26 protein-coding genes are annotated in these 24,864 nt (G+C 69.2%); 11 read left to right on the top strand and 15 right to left on the bottom strand.

Features of this window, described 5'->3' with window-relative positions; all coding sequences use genetic code 11:
* Positions 1 to 4: 4 nt before the first annotated feature.
* Positions 5 to 1,336 (bottom strand): glycosyltransferase, encoded by a 1,332-nt coding sequence (locus tag P8934_RS05500; protein WP_278033293.1) that lies wholly within the window; start codon positions 1,334 to 1,336, stop codon positions 5 to 7.
* Between the two features lie 171 nt (positions 1,337 to 1,507).
* Here P8934_RS05500 and P8934_RS05505 point away from each other — a divergent pair, with 171 nt between their 5' ends.
* Together P8934_RS05505 and P8934_RS05510 are read left to right on the top strand one after the other, a co-directional pair.
* Complete coding sequence (locus P8934_RS05505) at positions 1,508 to 1,879, top strand: DUF393 domain-containing protein (RefSeq protein ID WP_278033294.1); 372 nt, start codon at positions 1,508 to 1,510, stop codon at positions 1,877 to 1,879.
* Positions 1,880 to 1,963: 84 nt separating this feature from the next.
* Positions 1,964 to 2,911 carry a GGDEF domain-containing protein gene (locus P8934_RS05510; RefSeq protein ID WP_278033295.1) on the top strand — a complete coding sequence of 316 codons (948 nt, stop codon included), beginning with the start codon at positions 1,964 to 1,966 and terminating at the stop codon, positions 2,909 to 2,911.
* 96 nt (positions 2,912 to 3,007) lie between these two features.
* On the opposite strand, the gene P8934_RS05515 is transcribed toward P8934_RS05510, so the two are convergent.
* Entirely contained in the window at positions 3,008 to 3,469 is a 462-nt protein-coding gene (locus P8934_RS05515; RefSeq protein WP_278033296.1) for a potassium channel family protein, read from the bottom strand.
* 172 nt (positions 3,470 to 3,641) lie between these two features.
* Between P8934_RS05515 and P8934_RS05520 the strand changes: the two genes are divergently transcribed.
* On the top strand, positions 3,642 to 5,225 hold the full coding sequence (locus P8934_RS05520) for a thymidine phosphorylase family protein (protein WP_278033297.1): 1,584 nt from the start codon (positions 3,642 to 3,644) through the stop codon (positions 5,223 to 5,225).
* A 13-nt stretch (positions 5,226 to 5,238) separates the two neighbouring features.
* Positions 5,239 to 6,132, top strand: coding sequence for a ribose-phosphate diphosphokinase (locus P8934_RS05525; protein ID WP_278033298.1), 894 nt, complete (start codon positions 5,239 to 5,241; stop codon positions 6,130 to 6,132).
* A 70-nt stretch (positions 6,133 to 6,202) separates the two neighbouring features.
* Here the strand turns inward: P8934_RS05525 and P8934_RS05530 are convergent, their stop codons facing one another.
* The 6 genes from P8934_RS05530 to P8934_RS05555 all read right to left on the bottom strand — a co-directional run bounded on the left by P8934_RS05530 (position 6,203) and on the right by P8934_RS05555 (position 12,575).
* Positions 6,203 to 7,453, bottom strand: coding sequence for a M20/M25/M40 family metallo-hydrolase (locus P8934_RS05530; RefSeq protein ID WP_278033299.1), 1,251 nt, complete (start codon positions 7,451 to 7,453; stop codon positions 6,203 to 6,205).
* 48 nt (positions 7,454 to 7,501) lie between these two features.
* Complete coding sequence (locus tag P8934_RS05535; RefSeq protein WP_278033300.1) at positions 7,502 to 8,464, bottom strand: zinc metalloprotease HtpX; 963 nt, start codon at positions 8,462 to 8,464, stop codon at positions 7,502 to 7,504.
* An 18-nt stretch (positions 8,465 to 8,482) separates the two neighbouring features.
* The gene (locus P8934_RS05540; protein WP_278033301.1) at positions 8,483 to 9,073 is read right to left on the bottom strand and encodes an NAD(P)H-dependent oxidoreductase; all 591 of its coding nucleotides are present in this window, start codon (positions 9,071 to 9,073) and stop codon (positions 8,483 to 8,485) included.
* Positions 9,074 to 9,147: 74 nt separating this feature from the next.
* Positions 9,148 to 10,230 carry an SO_0444 family Cu/Zn efflux transporter gene (locus tag P8934_RS05545; RefSeq protein ID WP_278033302.1) on the bottom strand — a complete coding sequence of 361 codons (1,083 nt, stop codon included), beginning with the start codon at positions 10,228 to 10,230 and terminating at the stop codon, positions 9,148 to 9,150.
* A gap of 91 nt (positions 10,231 to 10,321) precedes the next feature.
* Positions 10,322 to 10,771 carry a GNAT family N-acetyltransferase gene (locus tag P8934_RS05550; protein ID WP_278033303.1) on the bottom strand — a complete coding sequence of 150 codons (450 nt, stop codon included), beginning with the start codon at positions 10,769 to 10,771 and terminating at the stop codon, positions 10,322 to 10,324.
* 58 nt (positions 10,772 to 10,829) lie between these two features.
* Complete coding sequence (locus P8934_RS05555; RefSeq protein ID WP_278033304.1) at positions 10,830 to 12,575, bottom strand: M14 family metallopeptidase; 1,746 nt, start codon at positions 12,573 to 12,575, stop codon at positions 10,830 to 10,832.
* A 139-nt stretch (positions 12,576 to 12,714) separates the two neighbouring features.
* Between P8934_RS05555 and P8934_RS05560 the strand changes: the two genes are divergently transcribed.
* Complete coding sequence (locus P8934_RS05560; protein ID WP_278033305.1) at positions 12,715 to 13,473, top strand: VIT1/CCC1 transporter family protein; 759 nt, start codon at positions 12,715 to 12,717, stop codon at positions 13,471 to 13,473.
* Here the strand turns inward: P8934_RS05560 and P8934_RS05565 are convergent.
* A complete protein-coding gene (locus P8934_RS05565) occupies positions 13,470 to 14,429 on the bottom strand; it encodes an IS481 family transposase (RefSeq protein ID WP_278033306.1) in 960 nt (319 codons plus the stop codon). The two genes, P8934_RS05560 and P8934_RS05565, sit on opposite strands and share 4 nt — an antisense overlap.
* A 239-nt stretch (positions 14,430 to 14,668) precedes the next feature.
* Between P8934_RS05565 and P8934_RS05570 the strand changes: the two genes are divergently transcribed.
* The 4 genes from P8934_RS05570 (at position 14,669) to P8934_RS05585 (ending at position 17,476) form a co-directional block, all read left to right on the top strand.
* Complete coding sequence (locus P8934_RS05570) at positions 14,669 to 15,106, top strand: nucleoside deaminase (protein ID WP_133636188.1); 438 nt, start codon at positions 14,669 to 14,671, stop codon at positions 15,104 to 15,106.
* A 184-nt stretch (positions 15,107 to 15,290) separates the two neighbouring features.
* The gene (locus P8934_RS05575) at positions 15,291 to 15,803 is read left to right on the top strand and encodes an Hsp20/alpha crystallin family protein (protein ID WP_278033307.1); all 513 of its coding nucleotides are present in this window, start codon (positions 15,291 to 15,293) and stop codon (positions 15,801 to 15,803) included.
* Positions 15,804 to 15,868: 65 nt separating this feature from the next.
* Positions 15,869 to 16,333, top strand: coding sequence for a host attachment protein (locus P8934_RS05580; protein ID WP_278033308.1), 465 nt, complete (start codon positions 15,869 to 15,871; stop codon positions 16,331 to 16,333).
* A gap of 39 nt (positions 16,334 to 16,372) precedes the next feature.
* A complete protein-coding gene (locus P8934_RS05585) occupies positions 16,373 to 17,476 on the top strand; it encodes a CapA family protein (protein WP_278033309.1) in 1,104 nt (367 codons plus the stop codon).
* A gap of 11 nt (positions 17,477 to 17,487) precedes the next feature.
* On the opposite strand, the gene P8934_RS05590 is transcribed toward P8934_RS05585, so the two are convergent.
* From P8934_RS05590 to P8934_RS05600, 3 genes are all read right to left on the bottom strand, one after another.
* Entirely contained in the window at positions 17,488 to 18,642 is a 1,155-nt protein-coding gene (locus P8934_RS05590) for a histone deacetylase (protein ID WP_278033310.1), read from the bottom strand.
* A gap of 104 nt (positions 18,643 to 18,746) precedes the next feature.
* On the bottom strand, positions 18,747 to 19,379 hold the full coding sequence (locus tag P8934_RS05595; RefSeq protein WP_278033311.1) for a DsbA family protein: 633 nt from the start codon (positions 19,377 to 19,379) through the stop codon (positions 18,747 to 18,749).
* A gap of 105 nt (positions 19,380 to 19,484) precedes the next feature.
* Entirely contained in the window at positions 19,485 to 20,426 is a 942-nt protein-coding gene (locus tag P8934_RS05600) for a 2-dehydropantoate 2-reductase (RefSeq protein ID WP_278033312.1), read from the bottom strand.
* 136 nt (positions 20,427 to 20,562) lie between these two features.
* Between P8934_RS05600 and P8934_RS05605 the strand changes: the two genes are divergently transcribed.
* Both P8934_RS05605 and P8934_RS05610 read left to right on the top strand, forming a co-directional pair.
* On the top strand, positions 20,563 to 20,904 hold the full coding sequence (locus P8934_RS05605) for a zinc ribbon domain-containing protein YjdM (protein WP_278033313.1): 342 nt from the start codon (positions 20,563 to 20,565) through the stop codon (positions 20,902 to 20,904).
* A gap of 164 nt (positions 20,905 to 21,068) precedes the next feature.
* On the top strand, positions 21,069 to 21,983 hold the full coding sequence (locus P8934_RS05610) for a hypothetical protein (protein ID WP_278033314.1): 915 nt from the start codon (positions 21,069 to 21,071) through the stop codon (positions 21,981 to 21,983).
* Between the two features lie 50 nt (positions 21,984 to 22,033).
* Here P8934_RS05610 and P8934_RS05615 read toward each other — a convergent pair whose 3' ends face one another.
* From P8934_RS05615 to P8934_RS05625, 3 genes are read right to left on the bottom strand one after another with little or no spacing between them, the layout of a single operon-like run.
* Positions 22,034 to 23,011 carry a ribose-phosphate pyrophosphokinase gene (locus P8934_RS05615; RefSeq protein ID WP_278033315.1) on the bottom strand — a complete coding sequence of 326 codons (978 nt, stop codon included), beginning with the start codon at positions 23,009 to 23,011 and terminating at the stop codon, positions 22,034 to 22,036.
* Between the two features lie 55 nt (positions 23,012 to 23,066).
* Complete coding sequence (locus tag P8934_RS05620; RefSeq protein WP_278033316.1) at positions 23,067 to 23,975, bottom strand: complex I NDUFA9 subunit family protein; 909 nt, start codon at positions 23,973 to 23,975, stop codon at positions 23,067 to 23,069.
* A gap of 22 nt (positions 23,976 to 23,997) precedes the next feature.
* Complete coding sequence (locus P8934_RS05625; protein ID WP_278033317.1) at positions 23,998 to 24,840, bottom strand: nitrilase-related carbon-nitrogen hydrolase; 843 nt, start codon at positions 24,838 to 24,840, stop codon at positions 23,998 to 24,000.
* Positions 24,841 to 24,864 lie beyond the last annotated feature (24 nt).

The following is a 24,864-nucleotide window of genomic DNA, read 5'->3' on the forward strand; positions in this document are numbered from 1 at the left end:
TGTGTCACGGCGTTCGACGATCCCGTGTACTGGTGAGGTACAGCGCCGCCAGCCTGGCCGCCTGGGTGTCCTCGTGCCAACGGGCGGCATGTATCGGGCCGCGGCGGGAAAGCCTCTCGCGCAGCGCCGGGTCGCTCAGTACCCGAATGATCTTGGCGGCGAAGTCGTCATGGGTCTCCTCGGCAATCAGGCAGCCCTCGCCATCCGCCAGGACGTCGCGGGTGCCCATCACCGCGGTGGAGACCACGGGTGTGCCCAGTGCCAGGGCCTCCAGCAGCACCAGGCCCTGGGTTTCCGTGCGCGAGGCGAACACGAAGGCATCGGCGGCGCGGTAGGCGGCCTGCAGGGGGCCGTCGCGATCCAGATACCCCAGGAAGTGCACCGCCTCGCCAACGCCCGCCGCCTGTGCCTGGTGGGCCAGTGCCGCTCGGGCCGGGCCCTCGCCGGTAATGACCAGGCGGGTATCGGGATGCTGGTCCAGCACCCGCGGCAGCATCTCGATCAGAAAGCCGATGTTCTTCTCGTGGGCGGTGCGTCCCACGTAGAGCAGCAGCCGGGCCGTCGGCGGCAGGCCGTAGCGGGCACGAAAGCCCTCCATCTCCCGGGGCTGCGTGAAGGCCTCGAGCGCCAGGCCGGTCGGAATCACCGACATGGGCGTTCTCACACCGTAGCGGCTCAGGACATCATGCAGGGCGAGGGAGGGCACGACCACGGCGCTCAGCTGCTGGCACTGGCGTACCGAGAGGCGCCGGGCCAAGCGGCGCAGCCAGCGCCGCGGCAGCCAGCGCACATAGTGGTGCAGGTACTCCTCGAAGAGGGTGTGGTAGGTCGCCACCACCGGGATGCCCAGCCGCTTGCCCAGGGTGATGCCGGCAGCGTGCGCCACGAAGGGCGTATGCACGTGGATCAGGTCGAATCCCTCGGCCAGGAGTTGCGGTGCCAGGGCCAGCACCTCGCGATAGCGCATCATGCGATCCTCGGGATCGCCGGGTACCCCGCGGGAACTGATGCGCAGCACCCCGGGACTGTCCGTCTGGCCCACCGGGTAGGCGGGGCAGATCAGCGTCACCGAGTGGCCAAGGCGCTCCAGGGCAGCGCAGAAGCCGGCGATGGAGGTGGAGACCCCGTTCACCCGCGGCAGGTAGACGTCCGAGATCATCAGGATCTTCAGGGTGCGGCTCCTGGGGGCAGGGGCGCCGCTGGCCCGCAGGCGGGCAGAGGTGAGGGCTCGCTGCGCGTCACGTTCGGCCCGAATCTGAAGGCCCAGCGCATTGCCATGGGCCAGCCGGGTGAGGAATGCCTGTTCTGCGGTGCTGAGTGGATTGTGCTGGGTCATGCCGGCGGGCTCCGTTGGCACTTTCATTGAGCCTGGCGCGCTTGCATGACAGTGGTGTGTCAGGTCAGCTTGTCCATTGATGGCGGGAGAGACATTCACTGCCCTGTCGTGAACCCCCGGCGGCCGCGCAGGGTCTGCCGCGATAGGCCCCAAATGCAAGGGAGTTAGCCGATGTCTGAACTGCCACCGCTCAAGGTCTACTACGACGGCATCTGCCCAGTCTGCCGGCGGGATCGCGCCCGCTACGAGCGCTGGGCGGGGGAGGCCGGTCGCCAGGTAGCGTGGTGCGATGTGACCGAGCACCAGGCGACGTTGCGCGAGAAGGGGGTCGACCCGCAGGCGGCGCTGCTCTCCCTGCATGTGGAGGAGGAGGGCGGGCGCATCATGGAAGGCATCGACGCCTATGTCCTGCTGATGCGCCGGGTGCCACGCCTCAAGCCCCTGGCCTGGCTGATCGGCCTGCCGGGGCTCAAGCCGGCGCTGCGCTGGTGCTATGACCGCTGGGTGTACAGGCGGCTGGCTCGAGAGGGGCGCATGCCCTGAGGTCCAATGGCCATCGACGACTCGGGCTGACATAGTGGCCTGGTCGTCGACGATGGCCCATGGCGGTATTCCCCGAGGCAGCTCATGACCCGCAAGTTTACGACCCTCCAGGTTCCCGAGGACACCACGGCGTCGCCCGGCGCCGAGGACTTGCTGCGTATTCTCGATAGCCTGGACGCGGCGGTCTATGTCAGTGACATGCACTCCCATGACCTGCTGTTCCTGAATGCCTACGGACGTCAGCAGTGGGGCGAGCCGGACGGCCGCAAGTGCTGGCAGGTGTTGCAGGAGGGCCAGAGCGGGCCCTGCGAGTTCTGCAACAACCCCCGGCTGCTGGATGCTCAGGGCCGGCCCGGTCCCGCCGTGATGTGGGAGTTCCAGAACACCCAGGATGGTCGCTGGTACCAGTGCCGCGACCAGGCCATCGTGTGGAGCGATGGGCGCCTGGTGAGGGTCGAGATCGCCACCGACATCACCGAGCGCAAGGCGCTGGAGGATGCCCTCAAGGCCTCGCATCACCGCGTCGAACGGCTGGCCTACCGCGATGAGCTGACCCAGCTGCTCAATCGGCGCGCCTTCTTTGCCGCCTGCCATGAGCAGCTGGTACGTCTCCCGGCCGAGCGCCCCTTCGCCGTCTTGCTGATCGACCTGGACCACTTCAAGGCGATCAACGATGCCCATGGCCACGCGGCTGGTGACCATGTCCTGCGGGAGGTAGCCAGCCGCTTTCGGGCGGAGTTGCGCGGCAGTGACATCCTGTGCCGCTTCGGCGGCGAGGAGTTCGCCCTGGCGCTACCCGATACGTCCCTGGAGGATGCCGCCGACCTGGCCGAGCGCCTGCGCCTGGCACTGTGCTCGAAGCCATTCAGCTACGCGGGGCTGCGTCTTGGCGGCACGGCGAGTTTCGGGCTGGCGGCGGCCCCCTGTGGCGAGGTCGGCCTGGATGAGCTGCTCAAGGCGGCCGACGATGCGATGTATCGCGCCAAGCGCCAGGGGCGAGACCGGGTCTGCATGGCGTCGGGCACGGCGTAGCCGGCTGCGCCGCCGCGAAGTCGGATACCTTCGCTCCCCTATGGAAGGCGTGTGGCTGGGCACAGGCAAGGTAGCGTCGTCCTCCAGGGGGATGGCTCAGCGCTCCTGCCGGGCCGACCAGTGACGCTGCATCTCGAGGAAGGTGAGCGAGGCCGACCAGGTGATCAGCATGAAGCCGATCAGTGCCTCGGTGCCCGTCAGGAAGCGGATCGGGCCGGTGGGGAAGAGGTCACCATAGCCCAGGGTGGTGTAGGTGATCGCCGAGAAGTAGACGTAGTCGAGGAAGTTGACGGCGCCGATGCCCGATAGCCCACCGGCCAGCGGGTGCTCACCAAGCAGGGCCATGGCCACGGCGAACAGCCATATCTCGGCGATATGCGCGATGAACAGGCCGATGGCCAGCTTGAGGAAGCGCCGGCGCAGTGTGCTGCGTGAGCGTTCCAGGCGTTGCCACAGCCGCAGCGACACCTCGTAGTGCAGCAGGATGCAGACCACGACGGCGATCAGGGTGATGGCCACGGCCCAGAGGTGGCCGGCATCCAGGGCAGCATCGAGCACGGGCGGTGGTCCTTCTGTCGAGATGCGGCAAGCCTAGCGCGATCCCGGGGCCGGCGTCACGGCCCGAACCGCACCCGAATGACGCCCTGGCGGGGCGCTGCTAGGATGGGCCCATCCGTCACCTGCGTGACGCGCGGCCGGCAGGCCGGCACCCGCCGCAAGGAAGGCTGTCATGAAGACGACCCATGCCACTCGGGCGGAAGCCCTGGACGATACCCTCTCGCCGCTCTCGCTCAAGCGGGTCGGCATCGACACCTACCGCGAGAACGTGGCCTACCTGCACCGCGAGTGTGACCTCTATCGCGCCGAGGGCTTCCAGGCGCTCTCCAAGGTGGAGATCCGCGCCAACGGCCAGCGGATCCTGGCGAGCCTCAACGTGGTGGACGATGCCGCCATCGTCGACTGCCAGCAGCTTGGCCTTTCCGAGGACGCCTTCGAGGCCCTGGGCGTGGAGGAGGGCCATCCGGTGAGCGTCTCCCAGGCGGAGCCCCCGGCCTCGATACCCGCCTTGCACCGCAAGCTCGCCGGCGAGCGGCTCTCCCGGGACGACTTCCGGCACATCATCCGCGACATCGCCGAGCTGCGCTACTCCAAGATCGAGCTGACCGCCTTCGTGGTGGGCTGCGACCGCGGTGAGCTCGACCGCGAGGAGGTCTTCTACCTGAGCGATGCCATGAGCCGGGTCGGGCGCCGCCTCGACTGGCACGAGCATCCGGTGGTCGACAAGCACTGCATCGGCGGCATCCCGGGCAACCGCACTTCCATGCTGGTAGTGCCCATCGTCGCCGCCCACGGCCTGCTGTGTCCCAAGACCTCCTCGCGGGCCATCACCTCGCCCTCGGGCACCGCCGACACCATGGAGGTGCTGGCCAACGTCGACCTGCCCTTCGACGTGCTGGGCGAGATCGTGCGCACCCATCGCGGCTGCCTGGCCTGGGGAGGTACCAGCGAGCTCTCGCCCGCCGACGACGTGTTGATCTCGGTGGAGCGCCCGCTCTCCATCGATTCACCGGGCCAGATGGTCGCCTCCATCCTCTCCAAGAAGGTGGCTGCCGGCTCCAGCCACCTGCTGCTCGACATCCCCGTGGGCCCCCATGCCAAGGTGCGCTCCATGCCCGAGGCGCGACAGCTGCGACGGCTCTTCGAGTTCGTGGCCGGACGCATGGGCCTGACCCTGGACGTGGTGATCACCGACGGCAGCCAGCCCGTGGGGCGCGGCATCGGCCCGGTGCTGGAGGCCCGCGACGTGATGCGCGTGCTCACCCACCACCCCGAGGCGCCCATGGACCTGCGGCAGAAGGCGCTGCGCCTGGCTGGACGGATGCTGGAGTTCGACCCGGATGTGCGCGGCGGCGCCGGTTTCGGCATCGCCCGGGACATCCTCGATGACGGCCGGGCCGCCGAGAAGATGCAGTCGATCATCGCGGCCCAGGGCCGCAGGCCCTTCGACCCGGACAACCCACCGCTGGCCCCCCATAACTTCGAGGTGATGGCCACGGCCGACGGCGTGGTCACCGCCATCGACAGCCTCAAGCTGGCGCGCATTGCCCGCCTGGCCGGTGCCCCCAAGGCGGCGGGGGCCGGGGTCGACCTGCTCCGGCGCATCGGCGACCCGGTGACCCGGGGCCAGCCGCTCTATCGCGTCCATGCCGCCTACCGCAACGAGCTGACCTTCGCCCACCAGTCCACCGAGCGGGACACCGGCATCGCCATCGGCCGCGCCGAGGAGATCACCCGGCTCAACGTCGAGTTCTGAACAGGGAGGTTCGATGACCCGCGCACTGCTGCATTTCCAGGACGAGGCGGCCCCCGCGCGGCGCCTCGCCGAGGCGGCGGGCCTGCCCGCCCACGCCGTCGAGCGCCACCGCTTTCCCGACGAGGAGCTCAAGCTCCGGTTGCCCTTCGCCGAGACGGGCGCCTTTCCCGAGACCCTGGTGCTCTATCGCAGCCTCGACCGGCCCAACGACAAGCTCGTCGAGCTGTTGCTGCTGGCGCGACACGCCCGCCAGCAGGGCGTGACCCGCCTGGTGCTGGTGGCGCCCTATCTCGCCTACATGCGCCAGGACATCGCCTTCCACACCGGTGAGATCGTCAGCCAGACCATCGTCGGCGGCTTCCTCGCCGAGCTCTTCGATGCCGTGATCACCGTGGACCCGCACCTGCACCGCATCGCGCGTCTCGACCAGGCGATTCCCCTCGAGCACGCCATCGCGCTCTCCGGTGCCCCGCGCCTGGCCGCGCTGATCGCCGAGAAGCGCCACGCCCCCCTGCTGCTGGGGCCGGACGAGGAGGCCCTGCAGTGGGTGCGTCAGGCAGGCGAGGCCACCGGCTTCGAGGTCGGCACCTGCCGCAAGACCCGCAACGGCGACCGCAACGTGCAGATCGAGCTGCCGAATATCGAAGTCGCCGGCCGCCAGGTGGTGCTGATGGACGACGTGGCGAGTTCCGGCCACACCGTGGCCCGCGCCGCCGAGGCGCTGCTCGACGCCGGGGCCGCCTCGGTGGACGTGGCGATCACCCACGCGCTGTTCGCCGGCGATGCGCTGGCGGTGATCGAGGCCGCCGGGGTTGGCGAGGTGTGGAGCACCGACTGCATCGCCCACGACAGCAACGCCATCGCCATGGCGCCGGTGCTCGCGGAGGCGCTCGCCGCGTTGGGCTAGCGCTGTCCAGAAGGCCGCAGGGCGGGCCCTTGGCCCGCCCTGCGGCATGCCTTTCAGGCGACGCTTGCGGTTACTTGTCGGCTTTCCCGGGCTTGTCGGCCCCCTGGTGCCCCAGCGCCCCGGCCTCGTCCAGGCGCGGGTGGTGGTCGAGGAACTCGCGGTGCGGGTCCGGCAGGGCGTCCAGCGCCTGCACGGTATGGGTGATGGCGTGGATGGCCGCCAGCACGTCCCGGGTATAGCCGGTCTCGGAGATGGTGTGCATGTTGCGAATCGGGAAGCCGATGGAGGTCGCCACGCAGTCCACGGCGGCAAGCACCCCGGCCATGCCGTCGGTGCCGGTATCCACGCCGACGATGTCACGCTGCATGGGGATGCCCTGTTCCCGGGCGGTGGTCTCGATGATCCGGTTGAGCTGCTCGCTGGCGATGGCGCCCACCGACATGGTGAAGCCCTTGCCCATCTCCAGCGGCTGCATGCGCCGGTCGCCGATGCCGGGGGCGGCCACGTAGTCGTGGTTCACATCCACGGCGATGATGGCGTCGGGCTCGAGCTCACCGGCCAGCACCCGGCTGCCGAAGCGGCCGATCTCCTCGTAGCTGGCGATGGCGAACATCACCCGCACTTTCTCGGTGCCGCCCGCCTCGGCGATCAGCCTCGCCACCTCGGCGGTGACGAAACAGCCCAGGCCGTTGTCCAGGTAGGCGCCGTAGAAGGTGTCCGGGCTGAAGCCGTGGCGGATGGGCCGGTCGAGGAGGATCGAATCCCCGGGCCGCACGCCCAGGTTCTCCACCTGCTGCTTCTTGTTCTCGCCGTGGATCTGCAGCTCGAGGTAGAGCTGCTCCTTCTTGATGCCCTTCTCGCCATTGCGCTGGGCCGGGTCGGAGAAGTGGATGGCGCCCAGCGCCTCCACGGTGCCGCCCTCGATGCGCCGGTAGCTGCCGGGCGCCTCGGGGTCCTCGCTGAACAGCGTGACCTCGTGGCCGATCACCACGTTGGGCAGGAAGGAGTCGCTGTTGATCCAGATCTTGCCGTCCTCGCCGATGGAGCGCACCTGCATGCGGATCTTGTCGGCATGGCCGATGATCATCACCTTGAAGAGGTCGTCGCGGCCCGGATGGGTGTCCAGCACCACGCCGGCGTGGCCCTTGAACTGGTGCAGCTGCCAGCTATCCGGGGCGAAGCCCTCGAAGTGGGGCTTGAGCACGCCGTAGGTCATGGCGGCCTCGAGCCCCACCGGGCTGGGGGCGGCGAGGATGCGCCGCATTAGGTCGAACTGCGGCTCGGGCATGGGGCTGTTCCAGGGCTTTTGCGTATCGCTCATGGCGGTCTCTCTTGCTCGTTCAGGAAAGTGGGGGAGGGGGCGAGCGCCTCAGCGCCGGCGGCGTATCCAGTAGCGCCGGCCCATGGCCCCCGGGCGCTCGAGGATTTCCGGTGGCGCGTGGTGATTGTCGTCGTGATGGTCATGCAGGGAGGTGTCCCTTGTCGCCTCGACGCCCATCAGCCGGCGGATGCGCTCCTCCGTCGGCGGGTGGGTGCGCAGCCAGTCGGGCCCCGCGGGCGGATGGCGGCCGAACAGCGCGGCCAGCCAGCGGCCGTGGTGGCGTTCCAGCACGGCCAGCGCCGAGGCCAGCCCCTCAGGGTCGCCTGTCAGGGCCACGGCGTCCAGGTCGGCGGTGTACTCGCGGTTGCGGGAGAGGGCCAGCTGGAGCAGGGTGCTCAGGCTGGGGGCGAAGGCCACCACCAGCAGCAGGCTCCAGGGCAGGCGGAGCTCGCCGGCCAGGATCAGCGGCACTAGCAGCAGTAGGCTGAGCTGCAGCACCGTGGTCAGCCAGAGGGTCAGGCGGGTCATGGCCGCGGCCATGGACATCACCCGGGTATCGCCATGGCGCAGGTGGCTCACCTCGTGGGCCAGCACGCCGGCCAGCTCGCGCAGCGTCAGGGTGCGTAGCAGGCCCTCGGTGACGGCGATGCCGCCGTCGTGGCGGGTCCCCACGGCGAAGGCGTTTAGCTCGGGCGAGGGCGCGTAGAAGAGCTGCGGGGGCCGTGTGAGGCCGGCGCGTTGGTAGAGCGTATCGAGCAGCCGGTAGAGCGAGGGTGCCTGATGGCGATCGAGCAGACCGGCCCCGGCATCGGCGAGGATGACCCGCGCCGGCACCCAGCTGCCGGCGAAGGCTCCTGCCACCACGACCCCCAGGCTCATGACGATGCCGAGCCCGCCGGCCAGCAGGTAGCCGGGCACGGCCAACACCAGGGCCAGGCCCGCCATGATCAGCAGGGTCTGCAGGCCGTTCTTCATCCGGCTGCGCCAGAGGCGTTGTGTCCCGATCGGCATCGCGTTCCTTGGCGGGGGTCAGCCGTGCAGCCGGTGCAGGCTGTCGACCAGTCGGCCGCAGATGGCGTCCAGTTTCTCCCGCTGCTTCTCGTCGCGCAGTCGGCCGGTGTCGTCGAAGGCCTCCGCGGCCTTCGCCACGGCGAGCTGGTCCGGCAGCACCGTCACTCCGATGTTGGCCAGCAGCTGGCGGGCCAGCCCCAGACTGCGGATGCCGCCCAGGCCGCCGGGCGAGGCGGAGACCAGGGCGGCCAGCTTGCCCTCGAAGAGCGCAAGGCCGCTCTCGCCCTCATGGGGGCGGGTCAGCCAATCCAGGGTGTTCTTGAGCAGCGGAGTGATGAAGCCATTGTACTCCGGCGAGGCGATCAGCAGCCCCTCGTGGTCGGCCAGACCGCGACGCAGCACCAGGGCGTTCTCGGGCAGGCCCTGTTCGGCCTCCAGGTCGCCATCGTAGAGCGGCATGGGGTGGTCGCGCAGGTCGATGAAGGTGGGGCGTCCGCCCAGGTGCTCGATGCGCTCGGCGGCCAGGCGCGCCAGCGCCTTGTTGTAGGAGCCGGCGCGGCTGCTGCCGGCAAAGACCAGGATGCGGGGGTGAGGCTGGCGATCCGTCATGTAGGCTCCTTCGGGGTCGACCGTTCTCCGGCAGGGAAATGTCGGTGCTGGTGCCGCCTGCCGGGTCGCCGGGATCAGGCGTGGTGGGGCAGGTGGCCGGCAAGGGTGCGGCGCAGCGGTTTCACCGCCAGCCCGACCAGCACCACTAGCCCTATCCACTCGACCCAGGCCGGCAGCAGTTCGTTCACTGCCTCGATCTGGCGGGCGATGTCGAGCTGCCACCAGCTTGCCACCGCATCCACGCCCAGTCCCAGCAGCACCGCGCTTGCCAGGATGCCGGCGAGATAGGCCACCAGGGCCCGGTTGCCCATCTCGCGGCGGAAGACCCCGAGGGTGGCCAGGCTGGTGACCGGCGCGGCGATCAGGAAGACCAGCACGGTGCCGGGCGAGACGCCGGCCAGCAGCAGACCGGCGGCGATGGGCGTGGCGGCGGTGGCGCACATGTAGAGCGGGATCCCGATCACTGCCATGACCAGCATGGCCCCCAGGCCGCTGCCCAGGGCGGCCAGCTGCTGGGGCGGCACCAGGGCGATCAGGCCCCCGGCGACCAGCAGGCCCACCAGCAGCCAGAGGCTGATGTCGTCGAGGATGTCGGTGAAGGCATAGCGAAGCCCATCGGCCAGTCGGCTGGCGAGCCGAGGCGCGGCGCTCTCGGCAGGCATATCCCGCGCATCGCCGCAGCCGCTGGCGCAGCAGCTCCCGCAGCCATCCTCCGCCTCGGGCTCGACGTCGGCTGGCACGCTCGTCGGCATGTCCGTCGGCACGGTACGGCCTACCAGCAGGCCGGTGACGATGGCGGTGAGCACGGCGCTGGTCGCCCGGGCCACGGCCATGAAGGGGCCGAGCAGGGCATAGGTGATGGCCATGGAGTCCACGCCGATGCCCGGGGTGCCGATCAGGAAGGCGGTGGCCGGGCCGCGTGAGGCGCCGCCGCGATACATGGCCAGTGCCGTGGGAATGGCCCCGCAGGAGCAGAGCGGGAGGGGGGCGCCGATCACCGCCGCCCGGGCGATGCTGCCCAGCCCCTGGCCGCCGACCCAGCGCTGCAGCAGGGCCTCGGAGACCAGCGCCTTGATCAGCCCGGCCATCACCAGCCCCAGCAGCAGCCAGGGGGCGGCGGAGAGGGCGACGGCCAGGATGGCGTTCAGCAGGGACATGGGGGGCTCCTCGGGATAATGCTCTATTCTGGGGCCGGCAGTCACCCGTCCGTCAAGCGTGGCGCACGCCGGCGGCGCGATGCGCCCCTCGTCAGCCCCGGATCTCGGCGATGACCTCGCCGGTCTCCTCGCTCAGCCCCGTCTCCTGGAAGCCGAGGCTGGCATAGAAGGCCCGGGCGACCTGGTTGGTGGCCACGTAGCAGATCGCGACCCGCTCGAAGGGGCCCTGCGCCCGGATCTCGTCCAGCACGCACTGCATGGCCCCGTACCCGATGCCTCTTCCCTGATGGCGTCGGTCGACCATGAGACGGAAGATGTTGTAGGCCGGCGGCCGGTCGTCGTGGTCGAAGGATTCGTACATGAGAAAGCCGACCACCTCCCCGTCGCAATAGATGGCGCGAGGCCGGTAGCTCGGATGCAAGCTCGATTCGGCAAGGGAATAGAGGTTGTCGGCGACATAGCCACGCTGCGAGGCCGCGACCTCCAGCGCGATGACGGCCTCGAAGTTCTCGCGTGTGACGTCCCTCAGTGCTATGTCCATCGCCTGCTCCTCCCGTTGGGGCATGACTCGCCGACTGGGGTGAGGCGTCGCGGCTACCTCAGGCAGGACCCGGTGCGCCGGGTTTCCCGGGGATCGGGATCGTCCGCTGTACCTCACCCAGCCGCGGGCTGGCGACCCGCACGGTCACCTCGCCCTCGCCCAGGACCACCCAGCATACACGGGCCTGGTGGCTGTTGCCTCGCGAGCGCTGGAACCAGGGCATGTGGGCGGCGTCACCGAGGCCGCGTCCCCAGCCGTCCAGGTGCCCCAGCACCCGGCGGGCCCGGTCGGGTTCGTGCAGCCGGCAGCCCCGGGGGGTGGCCTCGGCCTCCACGCCGACGTTCCAGGGGCGATGGCGCGCGGCCTGAACGCCATGGCTCGGCAGGTAGCCGTGGTTGGCCACCGTCACCTCCAGCGCATGGACGCCCTCGGCCAGCGGCGTGCAGTGCACCGAATCGATCACCAGCCGCGGCATCATCGAGGCGACCTGCAGCCAGTAGGTCGCCAGGCCATCGCAGATCGCCGGCAGGATCTCCGGCGGCGGGTTCCAGATGCCGAGGCACGCGTCCAGCCCGCCGACTTCCACCTCGCCCAGTTGGGGGTGTGTCAGCGGTCGCCAGTCGCCGAACAGCCGCCGGCCATTGCTCACCAGGTCCCATTGGGCGAGCCGCTCCATCGTCTCGCGGTCCAAGGCGGTGTAGTGGTCGATGAAACGCTCGGGACGGGGCAGGCCGAGGCGCTGGAAGAGGTCCCAGAGCTCACAGACCTGGGCCAGGCAGCCGCGCTGGTGGTAGGCGAACTCGATGAGGTCGCCATGCAGCGGGGTCTCGGGCTCGTAGCTGAACTCCTCGTAGCTGCTCACGGTGGGGTAGCCGGTGAGCGACTGGGCCCAGGCGGCGAGCTGGCGGTAGTGCGCGAGGTCCTGCGGGGCCATGCCGCTGTCCGGGGCATCGACCAACGGGCGGATGAAGACGCCGCCGAAGGTGTGCAGGTTGAGCCAGGCATAGAGGTTGGGGTGGGCGAGGGCGAAGTCGATGACGGCCCGGGTCTCGGGGGCGTCGCCGGGGTAGTGGCCGGCGCCGACCTGCTCCGGCTCGGGCCGCCAGCCCCAGGGGAAGTTGCGGTTGAAGTCCGGAGTGTCGGCCAGCCAGTCGGGGTCGGGGATCGTCTCGCCGTCCCAGTGCTCGATCACCCCCTCGGGGTAGAGCCGCCAGTAGGGCGGCGGGTCCTCCACCCGGCGCGGCAGCATCAGCCCCGGGTGGTCGGGGGAGGCGACGAAATCGCCGGCCTCGTCGTGGCGGCGCAGGTAGCGGCAGCGGCCGTCGCCATCCAGGTCCTCGGCGCGCCAGCGCGGGCGGTCGGGGCTGCCGGCGGTGCGCCGCGGGGCGGAGCGCACGAAGCCGCCCTGGCGCAGCACCTGCTCGGCGCCATCCGGGGAGAGACGCGGGCAGATGTAGAACAGCACCTCGCGCAGCTGCCGGCACTGGTGCTCGGGCCAGCCCCCGGGCAGGCACTCGGGGGCCAGGTGCAGCGCCAGCACCGTTTCCGCCACGGCCAGGGCGACGCTGGACCCGGCCAGCTCGGTGCCATGCATGTTGCCGTCCACCCACACCGCGGGGCGCCGCCGGTCGGGCTCGGGACCGAGGGTCAGCACCCAGAGGTCGCGTCCCTCGGGGCTGGTGCCGAGGCTCTCCAGGCGGGCCAGCTGCGGGTGGTCCCGGGCCCAGGTCTCGAGCTGGCGGGTCAGCGCCTCGTGGCTCAGGTAGCGGTGGCGGAAGGGGCCGTCGAGCGTGTCGTGGGTCATGCCGGTGCCTCGCCGTGGCGTATTGCGCTGTCAGTATGGTGCATCCTCGGGGGAGGGGCGCCGCTGGCGCGCCTTACCCGAGCCTGGCCGGCTGTGCCAAGCTGGAGCCAGGATCAATCATGCATCGACGGGAGGCTCCATGAACGATCGGCGGCGCGAGGCGCTGGAGCACGAGCATCGCCCGGAGGTGATCGAGCGACGGCTGCGTGCTCCCTCCCGGCTCCGGCACCTGCCCGATGCCATCCTCGGCGGCATCGACGGCTGCGTGACCACCTTCGCGGTGGTCTCCGGGGCCTTCGGCGCGGGGTTCTCGTCCACGGTGGCGCTGGTGCTGGGGGTCGCCAACCTGCTCGCCGATGGCTTCAGCATGGCGGTCAGCAACTACGAGGCGATCCAGGCCCAGCGCGAGCATGTCGAGGGAGTGCGCCGCACCGAGAACCACCATATCGACGTGGTACCGGAGGGCGAGCGCGAGGAGATCCGCCAGATCTTCCAGCGCAAGGGGTTCTCCGGTGAGACCCTGGAGCGGGTGGTGGAGACCATCTGCAGCGACCGCGAGGTGTGGGTGGAGACCATGGTCTCCGAGGAGCACGGCCTGCAGACCGCTGGGCTGAGCCCGCTGCGCTCGGCGCTGGCCACCTTCCTCGCCTTCCTGGTAGTGGGCGCCATGCCGCTGCTGCCCTATGCGGTGCCGGGGCTGGATACCACCCGGCAGTTCCTGGCGAGCCTGGCGGTGGCCGGGCTGATGTTCTTCCTGATCGGCATGGGCAAGAGCCTGGTCTACCACCAGCCGGTGCTCAAGTCGGGGCTGCGAACCCTGCTGATCGGAGGGGCCGCGGCGGGGCTGGCCTTCCTCACCGGCCACTTGGCGCAGGCGCTGTTCGGCGTGGGCCTCTAGGTGTGTAAACCCATCAGGTTGTTCACGGAAAGGCCCAGCCGGCTAACCGGAGGGTAGTAATCCAGGCTCGCATGCGGTCGATGCCAGTTGTACTGATGAAGCCAGGCAGGCAGGTGCCTGCCGCGCTCTTCCGAGCTTGAGTATGATCGAGCGTAGGCCCACTCCCGTAGTGCTGTCTGGATGAACCGCTCTGCCTTGCCGTTGGTGCGAGGGCTATACGGCTTTGTCCGGCGATGTTTCAGCCTCAGCCGCCGGCACAGGCGATGGAAGCGCCGGGAGCGGTAGCAGGCACCGTTGTCGGTGAGCACCCGGGTAAAGCGGATGCCCAGGCTGGCGTAGTAGCGCACGGCCCGTAGCAGGGCCAGGCAAGCGCTCCAACTCGTCTCGTCCGGGTGAATGCTGCTGAACGCCACTCGCGAGTGGTCGTCGATGGCGACATGGACATACTCCCATCCTGCGCCTGGGGTGTTCTGCTGGCGATCGCCGGTCACGCGATGCCCCGGGCGCTCGAAGCGCCCCAGCTTCTTGATATCCAGATGAAGGAGATCCCCGGGCGCATCGTGCTCGTAGCGGTTGTCGGGCCTTGCCGGTGACAGGACGGCCAGCCGATTCAGCCCCTTACGCCCCTTACGCTTGAGAATCCGTGCCACCGTACTCTGGCCGATGCCCAGCGCCTGGGCGATCTGGCGATAGGTCTGGCGCTGCTGTCGACGTTCGATGATCTGCTCCACGGTAACGGCGTCTGTCGCGAAGGGGCTTCGGGCAGGGCGTGACGTACGGTCGTGGAGACCAGCGTGACCCTCCTTACGGAAACGACGCACCCACTTGTAGACCGTTCTCACACTGACGCCCTGAGCTTGCGCCACCTCCCTTGGCCGTAGCCCTTCTTGGATGACACGGGCTGCCAGCAGGGCTCGACCATGCGGAGTGAGACGGGCATTCTTATGGGTGTTCATCCGGGCCTCCTGGAGCGGTTGGTTGGTTCGCATCTCCAGTCTTCCGGGTAGGCTCCGGATGAACAACCTACCGAGAGATCACATCTAGGCCACCTTTTCTTTGCGTTGAACCCTGGAACCCGCCAACCGGGTCGCTCACGAGCCCCGCGAGGGTGAGAGGACCTGGTTGGCCTGGGCGCTGGCATGCTCGGGCCAGGGCGGCGTAGGCTGGTGGCACCGTCACGCCAGGGAGTCAACGAATGGATCGCTTCATGCAGGCCGCGCTCGAGGAGGCCCGCCATGGCCTCGAGGAGGGCGGCATCCCCATCGGCTCGGTGCTGGTGCACCGCGGGGTGGTCATCGGCCGCGGCCACAATCGTCGCGTGCAGCTGGGCAGCGCGGTGCTGCACGGCGAGATGGATGCCCTGGAGAACGCCGGGCGCCATCCGGCCGAGACCTACCGCGAGAGTATCCTCTACACCACCCTCTCGCCTTGCCCGATGTGCAGCGGTGCCATCCTGCTCTACGGCATTCCGAAGGTGGTGATCGGCGAGAACCGCACCTTCCTGGGCGAGGAGGCCCTGCTGAAGGAGCGTGGCGTCGAGGTGGAGGTGCTCCAGGATCCCGAGTGCATCGCGATGATGGAGGGCTTCATCGCCGCCTCGCCCGAACTGTGGCACGAGGACATCGGCGAGTAGCGCCTGCTCGTAAGGGCATGATGAAAACCCTACTGATCTGGGTCAAGTCGCTCGGGCCGCGCTGGACTACCTTTGGGATGAGGCGGGCCTGCCAGAGGAACGACACACGGTGCTTGCCGGTATCCGGCACCTCGAGTACCCATCGGCTACGCCATTCGTGATCTGCATTCAAGGAGTCATCGTCATGGCCAAGAAAGCGTCAAAGGAGACCCAGGATGTCCCGGTCTCGTCCGGGAAGTCTGCACCGCAGACCGAGTCGAGGGCGATGAGCCCGTTCCGCGAGTTCGATCGCATGCTCGATACCTTCTTCGATCGCGGCGGGATGCCCTCCCGCTGGGAGCATCCCCTCTGGCAGCGCTTCGCCGCCTTCGAGAAGGGCATGCCGAAGGTCGACGTCATCGACCGGGATGTCGAGGTGGTGGTGCGCGCCGAGGTCCCGGGCTTCGAGCGCGAGGAGCTCGACGTCTCGGTGACCGACGGCGCGGTGACCATCAAGGGCGACCACCGCGAGGAGAGCAAGGAGGAGGAGGGGGAATACTTCCACTCCGAGATCTCACGTGGCTCCTTCACCCGGACGGTGGCCCTGCCCAGCGAGATCGATGCCGACAAGGCCGAGGCCAGCTTCAAGAACGGTGTCCTCGAGCTGACGCTGCCCAAGCTCAAGCAGGCCAACCGCCGCAAGGTCGAGGTCAAGTAACCATTCGGAATGACCGCCAGGCCGGCTAATCCGGCCTGGGGGCTTCCCTGGCGTGAGGAAACGACATGGACACCACCTGGGTGGTAGTCGCCGACCAGGCACGGGCACGGCTCTTCTCGGCGTCGGACCAGAGAGGGCCGCTGGAGGAGTTGGAGGACCTGGCCAACCCCGAGGGCCGCCTGCATGACCGGGACCTGAATGCCGACAGCCCGGGACGCGCCTTCGACTCCATGGGCGAGGGGCGCCATGCCATGGGCAAGCACCATTCGCCCAAGGAGCAGGAGGCGATCCGCTTCGCCCATGAGGTGGGGGAGCGCCTGGCCGCCGGCTTGCACGATGGCGCCTTCCGGCACCTGATCATCAGCGCCACGCCGCGCTTCCTGGGGCTGCTGCGCGAGACGCTGCCCGAGGCTGTCGCGAAGTGCATCGTGCTCGAACTGCACAAGGACCTCACGGCACTGAGCGCAGAGGAGCTCCGGGCCCATCTGCCCGACCGGCTGCCCCGGCCGCCCCTTTCCTCTGAGGGGTAGGGGGCAGTTGGCCGGAACCGGGGTACGGCGATGGTCGGCGTGACCCTCTGGCTGACCGGGGATGTGATGACCGGGCGTGGTATCGACCAGATTCTGCCGCATCCCGGCGATCCCCGGATCTTCGAGTCGTACATGACCTCGGCCATCGACTACGTCCGGCTGGCCGAGCGCGTGACCGGCTCCATTTCGCATCCCGTCGACTTCCCCTACGTCTGGGGCGACGCCCTGACGTCGCTTGAGCGCCAGGCTCCCGACCTGCGCCTGATCAACCTCGAGACGGCGGTCACTACCAGCGACGATGCCGAGCCCAAGGGCATCCAGTACCGCATGCATCCCGCCAACCTGCCGGTGCTTGCCGCGGCGGGAGTGGATGCCTGCGTGCTGGCCAACAACCATGTGCTGGACTGGGGACGACGCGGGCTATACGAGACGCTGAAGGTGCTCGGGGAGGCCGGCTACGCCACGGCTGGTGCCGGCCTTGACCGGCATCAGGTGAGGGTCCCGGCACGTTTCCAGGTTCCGGGCGGGCACCTGCGGCTGCTGGCCTTCGGGCTGCCCAGCAGCGGCGTGCCCCTCGACTGGGCGGCCGGTGACGCCCGACCCGGGGTCAATGTACTGACCGACCTCTCGACCGCCACCGTGTCGACCATTGCCGCAGACGTCGCCCGGGGACGCGAACCCCGAGAACTGGCCCTGGTCTCGCTGCACTGGGGCGGCAACTGGGGCTACGCGATCCCCGCCGAGCATCGAGAGTTCGCCCACCGGCTGATCGACGAGGCCGGTGTGGACCTGGTCTGGGGCCACTCCTCTCACCATCCGCTGGGCATCGAGGTGTATCGTGGCAGGCTGATCCTCTATGGCTGCGGCGACCTGATCAACGACTACGAGGGCATCGCCGGCCATGAGGCGTTCCGTGACGACCTGGCGCTGCTCTACTTCCCGACCCTCTGCCCGACGGACGGCCGCCTGGAACGGCTGGTCATGGTGCCCCTGCAGCGCCGCCATTTCCGTCTCGATCGAGCCCCTCGCGATGAGGCCGAGTGGCTGTGCCGGATGCTGAACCGCGAGGGACATCCGCTCGGCACCCGGGTACGCCGCGATGGCCCAGACCGGCTGGTGCTCGAGTGGCAAGCCGAGCAGTGATGTCGCTCAACTTATGGGGTGCCTGATAGCCCGTCCGGACCGGCGTCGGTTGGAGTGCTCGGCGTATCCTCTTCGGCGACGAAGGCACTGCGATGGAAGGCCGCCGCGGCTTCCACCTCGGCAAGGCCGCGCAGGCCGGGTTCCGGTGGCTCATCGCCGGCCAGCACCTGGAGCACCGACCTGACGCCGCGCGCCAGCGATATCAGGTTATAGCCGCCTTCCAGCACGAAGACCAGCCTTCCCCCGCACTGCCGGCGGGCCAGGCTCTGCAGGATGCCGGTCATGGCGGCAAAACCGTCATAGGAGACATTCAGCGCCAGGTCATGGCTGTGGGGATCGAATCCTGTCGAGACCAGGATCAGGTCGGGGCGGAACCACTCGGCCGCCGGTATCAGGATCTCACGGAAGGCCTTGAGATAGGCGGCGTCGCCGGCATCGGCAGGCAGGGGGACATTGACGATGGTGCCTTCCCCGAGGCCCACCCCGACCTCCTCGAGACTTCCCGTGCCAGGATAGAAGGGAGAGGCACGGTGGATATCGAAGAACAGCACATCCGGGTCGGCCCAGAAGATGTCCTGCGTACCGTTGCCGTGATGGGCATCCCAATCGACGATCATCACCCGCTGACAGCCCAGCGCCGCCTGGGCATGGGCGGCCGCCACGGCCACGTTGTTGAACAGGCAGAAGCCGCGGGCGCGTACCGGTTCGGCATGATGACCGGGGGGCCTTACCAGCGCGAAGCTGCTCTCGGCCCGCCCCTCTACCACCGCCTCGACGGCGGCGATCGCCGTGCCGGCGGCCACCTCGGCGGCATCGACGCTGCCGGGGGAGACGGCCGTGGTATCCACGTCCAGCCAGGCGCTCTTGCCGCGCAGCTGGTAGATGCTGTCCAGGTAGGAGTTGGTATGGACGTGCCCCAACTGCTCGCGAGTGGCCGGCTTGCCGGCCTCGAAGGTCACCCCGGGGACCGGTTCGAGGTCCAGCAGGTGTCGGATGGCGGAGAGCCGGGCGGGGTGTTCGGGATACTTCCAGGGCACCCCCAGCCCCGACAGCAGTGAGCGGACTCGCTTGTCCATGCGCCCCGGCAGGAAGGGCACCTCGATATCCGGTTCATGGGCCAGCATCCGCTCGTCATAGAAGGCGATCACGCTGTTCTGTTCGGCCACGGTGAAGGCTCCCTGTTGTGCGCAACATATGGGCGAGACGAATCATGCTTCTGGCTACAGCATATCAGGGGGCTGGCATCAGGGGGGGAGGACGGCCCGTGACATCAGCGCATGGCGTCGAGCAGTCGCTCCACCGCCAGGAACAGCTGGCGGCGCGGCTGGGCGCCCTCGAGCACGCCGGCATGCTCGCCGTCCAGCGAGAAGCGAAGGCCCGGCACGCCGCCGATGCCGAGCTCCCGGGCGGTCTGCTGGTCGGCCCGCACCTGCTGGAGGAAATCGCCCTGCGCCAGGACCTGGCGCAAGGCCTGGCCATCCAGGTCGAGTGTCTGCGCCACCTGGACGAGTGCCTCGGGGTCGGCCAGGTCGAGGCTCTCCTCGAAGAAGCCGCGGAACAGCGCCGTGCGCATGGCGCCCTCGGCCCGGAGGGCCTCCTGGGTCCGGGCCCAGGCACTGGCCTCGTGGGCCAGCCGCGAACGGGGCTGGCGGCGGGGCAGGCGCAGGGTCATGCCGCGCTCCGCGGCCATGGGATAGACCGCCCGTTCCCAGGTGTCGTGCAGGTAGTCGCCGTCAGGGTCGAGGGTCGGCTCGGGCTCGGGGCGCAGCTCGAAGGCGCGCCAGCGGATCGCCACGACGTCGCCGAAGCGCTCTTCCAGGGCGGCGAGCTCCGGGACCTCCAGGTAGCAGAAGGGGCAGACGAAGTCGCTGAAGACATCGAGGGTAATGCGTGGGCGGGTCATCGGGTGCCTCCTGTGGCGATGCGGCAGACCCCGGGAGGGTAACAGCGCGTCGCCCCGCAGGACATGGCGGCAGGTGTCTCAGCCGCCCTTGGCGACTGAGCCTCGTTACCCGAAAGCACCGTCCTCGCGTGCCGCCCGCTCCTGGGGCAGCAGGGCGGCATGGATCATGGCGTTGACCGGGGTGTCGACGCCGGCCTCCTGGCCCAGGCGTACCACCGCGCCGTTCTGGGCCTCCAGTTCGGAGGGGCGCCCCGCCATGATGTCGCGCTGCATGGAGGCAGTGCTCTCGGCCGGCAGCGAGTCGATGAACTTCATGGCGCGCGTCACCGCGTCCTTCGGCAGCGCCACCCCCCGGGCCCGGGCCACCGTCTCGATCTCGGCGAGCAGGCGCTCGGTCAGCGAGCGGGTCTCGGGGAGCGTGCGGGTCACGCCGATGGGCGCCCGGGTGACGGCCCCGATGCCGCTCATCGCGCAGATGAACAGGAACTTGCTCCATACCGCGGCCTGGATGTCGTCGGGCATCTCGGCGCTGACGCCCGGGGCGCGGTCCAGGGTGTCGCGCAGCTGCCGGGCCCCGTCTTCCTGACCGGGGTGCCGGATGCCCAGGCGCACGAAGGGCGAGACGCCCGCGTGGCGGATGCGCCCCGGCCCCTCACGCCAGGCGAGGATGCCGCACAGGCCGTCGAGCACCGGCGCCTCGCCGAGCACGCTGGCCAGGGTGTCGGCCGCCTCGACGCCGTTCTCCAGCGGCAGCACCAGGGTCCCGGAGCCGACCATCGGCCTGATCGCCTCGGCGGCCTCGCGGACCTGCCAGGCCTTCACCGCTACGATCACCGCGTCCACGCTGCCGACCTCGGCCGGGTCGTCGGTGGCCCTGGCCGGGGCGAGGGTCACGTCGCCCTCGATGCTGGATACCGCGAGGCCGTGGTGGCGGATCGCCGCCAGGTGCTCGCCCCTGGCGATGAAGGTGACCTCCTCGCCGGCCTGTGCCAGGCGGGCACCGAAGTAGCCTCCCACGCCGCCGCTGCCCATGATCGCGACCTTCATTCTCTCTCCTTGTGCTGTCGGTGATGGCGCTCTCGAGCATACCGCCATGGGCGCGCCGCGGCGATGGCCGGACTGGAGCGGCGATGCCGGTCGGTGTAGGCTTGCCGCCCTGTCTTTCACAGCACAGGACCCGATCATGAGCGACCTGCCCAACTGCCCCGAGTGCGGCTCCGAGTTCACCTACGACGACGGCCTTCAGCTCGTCTGCCCGGAGTGTGGCCACGAGTGGTCGAGGGATGCCGGTGCCGAGCCGGCCGTGGAGGAGGCGGGGGTCCGCGATGCCAACGGCAACCCCCTGGCCGACGGCGACACCGTCACGGTGATCAAGGACCTCCGGGTCAAGGGCAGCTCTTCGGTGGTGAAGGTCGGGACCCGGGTCAAGAACATCCGCCTGGTCGACGGCGACCACGACATCGACTGCCGGATCGAGGGCATCGGGGCCATGAAGCTCAAGTCCGAGTTCGTCAAGAAGGTGTGATACCCTCTGGCCACGACGGGAGGAGTACCCCCATGGCCGAGGATTCATCCCACAAGGCTGCTGCGGCTGTCAACGATGTGTCACTCCGGTACAAGGTCGCGTTCCTGTCGAGTACCCGGGCGTACTCTGGGTTCGAAGGGGAGGTCGATGTCCGGGAAACCCATATGGCCTGGGTCTTCCTGGCGGGGGATTGCGTCTACAAGCTCAAGAAACCCGTCGAGTACAGGCACCGTGATTGCCACTTCCTGCGCGACCGCGAGGTGCTCTGCCACGAGGAGGTGCGGCTCAATCGTCGCCTGGCGCCGCAGGTCTACCTCGGGGTGGCAGCCTTGCGGCTCGATCTCACGGGCAGGCTGGTGCTCGATGGCGAGGGCGAAGTGGTCGACTGGCTGGTCGTGATGAAGCGTCTGCCCGAGCACCTCATGCTGGATGTCGCACTATCTCGGGACAACGTCACCGGGACCATGGTGACCCGGGTCGCCCGGAGGCTCGCCGCCTTCTACCGGGGGCTCGAGCCGGTCGACATGCCAGCAGAAACCTACCTGGACCGTTTCCAGCTCGAGCTCGATCGTAACCGCGAGGTCATCACGGATACGCGATTCTCCGTCGCCAGCGACGGGGTGCGGCTCATGCTCGACCGTCTCGACCGCCTGCTCGAGGAAGAGCCTGGCCTGCTGGGGGATCGCCCCCGCCGGGGGCGGATCGTCGAGGGGCATGGTGACCTGCGCCCCGAGCATGTCTGCCTCTCCGATCCTCCCGTTGTCATCGATTGCCTCGAATTCAGCCGTCCCCTGCGGCTGGTGGACCCCTTTGACGAACTGTGTTTCCTGGGCCTCGAGTGCGAGCGACTCGGGGCTGCCTGGATTCTCGAGCGACTGGTCGGCGAATGCGCCCGGACGCTCCAGGACCGGCCAGACAAGCGGTTGCTGGCCTTCTATACGGCCTATCGTGCCTGTCTCAGGGCACGCCTGTCCCTCTCCCACCTGCTCGAACCGGACCCGCGCACCCCGGACAAGTGGGAGCCGCAGGCCAGGGAGTACCTGGCGTTGGGGCTGCGGGCCTGTCGTGAACTGGACTAGCCTGGACCTGGCACGGATCCCTGGCCATCGGGGCAAGGAGGGAGCTGCCGTTATGCAGGACCCTCGAGCAGATCGGTGAGCGAGCCATTCTCATGAACGCGGCGGATGGCCTCGGCAAAGAGCGGAGCGGCGCTGACCACCTCCAGATGCTGGCGTGCCACCTCGGCATCGAGGCGGGTCGGCGGGACGGTATCGGTCACGACAAGCTTGGTCAGCTGCGGGTCGCTGACCACCCTGTCCGCGTCACCGACGAACAGGCCGTGTGCCGCCAGGCCATATACCTCGCTTGCGCCCCGGTCGAGGCAGGCCCGGGCGGCGCGCAGCAGGGTGCCACCCGAGCTGATCAGGTCATCCACGACCAGCACCTTGGCGCCTTCGACCTCGCCGGTCAGCAGTGTGCCGCTGACCTTGCCCTCGCTGCGGCGCTTCTCCATGAAGGCCGACCCAATCTCGCGACCCAGCATGGGTTCGAGCATTTCCCTGAAGCCCTGCGCTCGCTTCACGCCGCCCGGGTCAGGGGAGGCCACCACCACCGGTCCGTCGCCGCATCGCTCCCGCATGTGGTCGGCGAACAGGCGACGCGTATCGAGGGTGTGGGTAGGGCAGCGGAAGGCGTTCTGGAACGCCGCGGGATTATGTACATCGAGCGTCATGACGGCGTCGATGCCCATGGCCTCCAGCAGCATGGCCAGATAGCGGGAGGTGAGCGGGTCGCGGGGCTTGGTCCGGCGGTCCTTGCGTGCATAGGCCATATAGGGGATCACGGCAGTCACCCGTGCGGCTCCCGCATCGCGGACGGTGCCCAGGAAGAACAGCAGTCGGCAGAGCCGTTCGTTGACCCCTTGGGCCGGGTCGCCATTGAGGCTTTGCAGGACGTAGACATCCTCGCCGCGCACGCTTTCCAGCGGCCGCGCCTTGTGCTCGCCGTCCTCGAAGTCGCGTTCCTCGTGTTCTGCAAGCGAGATGCCAAGCGACTGGGCCACCTTCTCGCCGAAGGCTCTGCTGGGATTGAGGGAGAAGAGTTTCATGCCTGCAGCATAGACGCTGGGGCCCGCGTCTGACGACCAGAATGTCCTGCGGGGGTCAGGGGCCGGAAGGCGTCAGGCAGTTGGGCAGGCTCTCGCGCAGTGAGCGGGGCAGGATGTCCAGGTCGCCAAAGCCGCCGACGTCCTCGTCGGCGACGTTGTTCGCCTGCATCAGGATCACCTGGTCGCGGGTCAGCGGCGGGCCTGGCAGCCAGGCGGCCAGGGCCGCCAGTAGCCGCCAGGCGAGGAAGGGGAGCGGCACCAGCGGTCGCTCGCGCTGCAGGTGGGCGAGCAGCGTCTCGAGGATCTCGCGGTAGCTCAGGACCTCGGGGCCGCCCAATTCGAAGAGGCGCCGCTCGGTGGCGGGGTGGCCGGTGAGCCGGACGATGGCTCGTGCCACGTCGACCACGTGAACTGGCTGCAGCCGGGTCGTGCCGCGGCCAAACAGCGGGATCAGCGGAAGCCGGGTGAGGCCCTCCAGGCCGCTGAGGAAGGCGTCCCCGGGGCCGAACAGCACGCTCGGCCGCACGAGGATCGCCCGGGGCATGGCCTGGAGCACCGCATCCTCGCCCCGGGCGCGGGCCCGCACGTAGGCCGAGGCCGAATCGTGGCGGGCGCCGATCCCCGAGACCAGCACCAGCCGCTCGATGCCTGCCGCCCGGGCCTGGCTTGCCAGCCGCCCGGCCCCCGTGACATGGATGGCCTCGAAGCTGGTATCGCGGGTCTCAACATAGAGGCTGACGGCATTGACCACGGCGCTGGCGCCCGCGAGGGCCGCCTCGATGCTTGCCTCGTCGCGCAGGTCGGCGGTGGCGAGTTCCACCGGGTCCCCGTCCTCCAGCCAGGCGGGCAGGGCCGGATGGCGAGCAGCGATACGCACCCCGCGGCCGGCCTCGACCAGCTCGCGGACGATGGCGTCGCCGAGAAAGCCGGTGCCACCGAAGACCGTGACCGGACCCTCGCGCATCATCGCTCTCCCTTGTGGCCGCTCAACGGAAGCCGGCCATCAGCTCGCGCACCAGCGGCGTGTCGGCATCGCGATGGGTGGGCAGCTCGAAGCGGGCCCGGGCGATGGCGGTGCGTGACAGTTCGGCGGTGATCAGCGTCTCGCGCTCCTCGGCCTCGGCGAGCAGCTCGCCGCGCGGGCCGAGGATGCGCGACCCACCCCAGAAGTGGCTCTGGCCCTCGGGGCCGAAGCGGTTGGCCATGATCACCGGCGTGCCGTAGGTCATGGCGTAGAAGCGTACGTTGAGGGCCCAGTTCTGCTCGTTGGAGAAGTCGTCGCTGACGATGCCCGAGGCCGAGTTGATCGGCGCGCAGAGCACGGTGGGACGGCGCAGCAGGGCGGCGTGCACCAGTGCCGGGTTCCACAGGTCGGCGCAGATCAGCTGGGTCGCCGACCAGCCGGGGCGCACCGGGGTATGGGTGAGCTCGCTGCCGTGGGTGAACCACTTGCCCTCCTCGAGGCCGCCGTAGGTGGGCAGGTTGAGCTTGCGGTGCACCGCGGCGATCTCGCCGTCCTGGAGGATGGCCAGGGCGTTGTAATACTCGCCGGGACTCGCTTCCTCGACGAAGCCCACCACCGTCTGCATCTCGCGGCAGGCCAGGGCCAGCTCGCGCAGGCGCGGATCCTCCAGTGGCATCGCCACCTGCATCACCCGGCTACCCAGGCCGTAGCCGGTCAGCGAGAGCTCGGGAAAGACCAGCAGCTCGACGCCCTGGTCGCAGGCCTCCTGAATGGTGTCGAGATGCTGTGCCAGGTTGGCATCCACCTCGCCGAGGGTGGCGTTGATCTGGGCGGCGCCCACTCGCAGGCGGTCTTGATAGTGCATGATCGGGGCTCATGGTGGAGGGGA

Source organism: Halomonas sp. CKK8 (genome assembly GCF_029625235.1).
Classification (GTDB): Bacteria; Pseudomonadota; Gammaproteobacteria; order Pseudomonadales; family Halomonadaceae; genus Halomonas; species Halomonas ventosae.

Excerpts from the sequence above, each read along its gene's own strand:
- P8934_RS05500 (WP_278033293.1), bottom strand. The coding sequence starts at position 1,336 with ATGACCCAGCACAATCCACTCAGCACCGCAGAACAGGCATTCCTCACC.
- P8934_RS05505 (WP_278033294.1), top strand. The coding sequence starts at position 1,508 with ATGTCTGAACTGCCACCGCTCAAGGTCTACTACGACGGCATCTGCCCA.
- P8934_RS05510 (WP_278033295.1), top strand. The coding sequence starts at position 1,964 with ATGACCCGCAAGTTTACGACCCTCCAGGTTCCCGAGGACACCACGGCG.
- P8934_RS05520 (WP_278033297.1), top strand. The coding sequence starts at position 3,642 with ATGAAGACGACCCATGCCACTCGGGCGGAAGCCCTGGACGATACCCTC.
- P8934_RS05525 (WP_278033298.1), top strand. The coding sequence starts at position 5,239 with ATGACCCGCGCACTGCTGCATTTCCAGGACGAGGCGGCCCCCGCGCGG.
- P8934_RS05530 (WP_278033299.1), bottom strand. The coding sequence starts at position 7,453 with ATGAGCGATACGCAAAAGCCCTGGAACAGCCCCATGCCCGAGCCGCAG.
- P8934_RS05535 (WP_278033300.1), bottom strand. The coding sequence starts at position 8,464 with ATGCCGATCGGGACACAACGCCTCTGGCGCAGCCGGATGAAGAACGGC.
- P8934_RS05540 (WP_278033301.1), bottom strand. The coding sequence starts at position 9,073 with ATGACGGATCGCCAGCCTCACCCCCGCATCCTGGTCTTTGCCGGCAGC.
- P8934_RS05545 (WP_278033302.1), bottom strand. The coding sequence starts at position 10,230 with ATGTCCCTGCTGAACGCCATCCTGGCCGTCGCCCTCTCCGCCGCCCCC.
- P8934_RS05550 (WP_278033303.1), bottom strand. The coding sequence starts at position 10,771 with ATGGACATAGCACTGAGGGACGTCACACGCGAGAACTTCGAGGCCGTC.
- P8934_RS05555 (WP_278033304.1), bottom strand. The coding sequence starts at position 12,575 with ATGACCCACGACACGCTCGACGGCCCCTTCCGCCACCGCTACCTGAGC.
- P8934_RS05560 (WP_278033305.1), top strand. The coding sequence starts at position 12,715 with ATGAACGATCGGCGGCGCGAGGCGCTGGAGCACGAGCATCGCCCGGAG.
- P8934_RS05565 (WP_278033306.1), bottom strand. The coding sequence starts at position 14,429 with ATGAACACCCATAAGAATGCCCGTCTCACTCCGCATGGTCGAGCCCTG.
- P8934_RS05570 (WP_133636188.1), top strand. The coding sequence starts at position 14,669 with ATGGATCGCTTCATGCAGGCCGCGCTCGAGGAGGCCCGCCATGGCCTC.
- P8934_RS05575 (WP_278033307.1), top strand. The coding sequence starts at position 15,291 with ATGGCCAAGAAAGCGTCAAAGGAGACCCAGGATGTCCCGGTCTCGTCC.
- P8934_RS05580 (WP_278033308.1), top strand. The coding sequence starts at position 15,869 with ATGGACACCACCTGGGTGGTAGTCGCCGACCAGGCACGGGCACGGCTC.
- P8934_RS05595 (WP_278033311.1), bottom strand. The coding sequence starts at position 19,379 with ATGACCCGCCCACGCATTACCCTCGATGTCTTCAGCGACTTCGTCTGC.
- P8934_RS05600 (WP_278033312.1), bottom strand. The coding sequence starts at position 20,426 with ATGAAGGTCGCGATCATGGGCAGCGGCGGCGTGGGAGGCTACTTCGGT.
- P8934_RS05605 (WP_278033313.1), top strand. The coding sequence starts at position 20,563 with ATGAGCGACCTGCCCAACTGCCCCGAGTGCGGCTCCGAGTTCACCTAC.
- P8934_RS05610 (WP_278033314.1), top strand. The coding sequence starts at position 21,069 with ATGGCCTGGGTCTTCCTGGCGGGGGATTGCGTCTACAAGCTCAAGAAA.
- P8934_RS05615 (WP_278033315.1), bottom strand. The coding sequence starts at position 23,011 with ATGAAACTCTTCTCCCTCAATCCCAGCAGAGCCTTCGGCGAGAAGGTG.
- P8934_RS05620 (WP_278033316.1), bottom strand. The coding sequence starts at position 23,975 with ATGCGCGAGGGTCCGGTCACGGTCTTCGGTGGCACCGGCTTTCTCGGC.
- P8934_RS05625 (WP_278033317.1), bottom strand. The coding sequence starts at position 24,840 with ATGCACTATCAAGACCGCCTGCGAGTGGGCGCCGCCCAGATCAACGCC.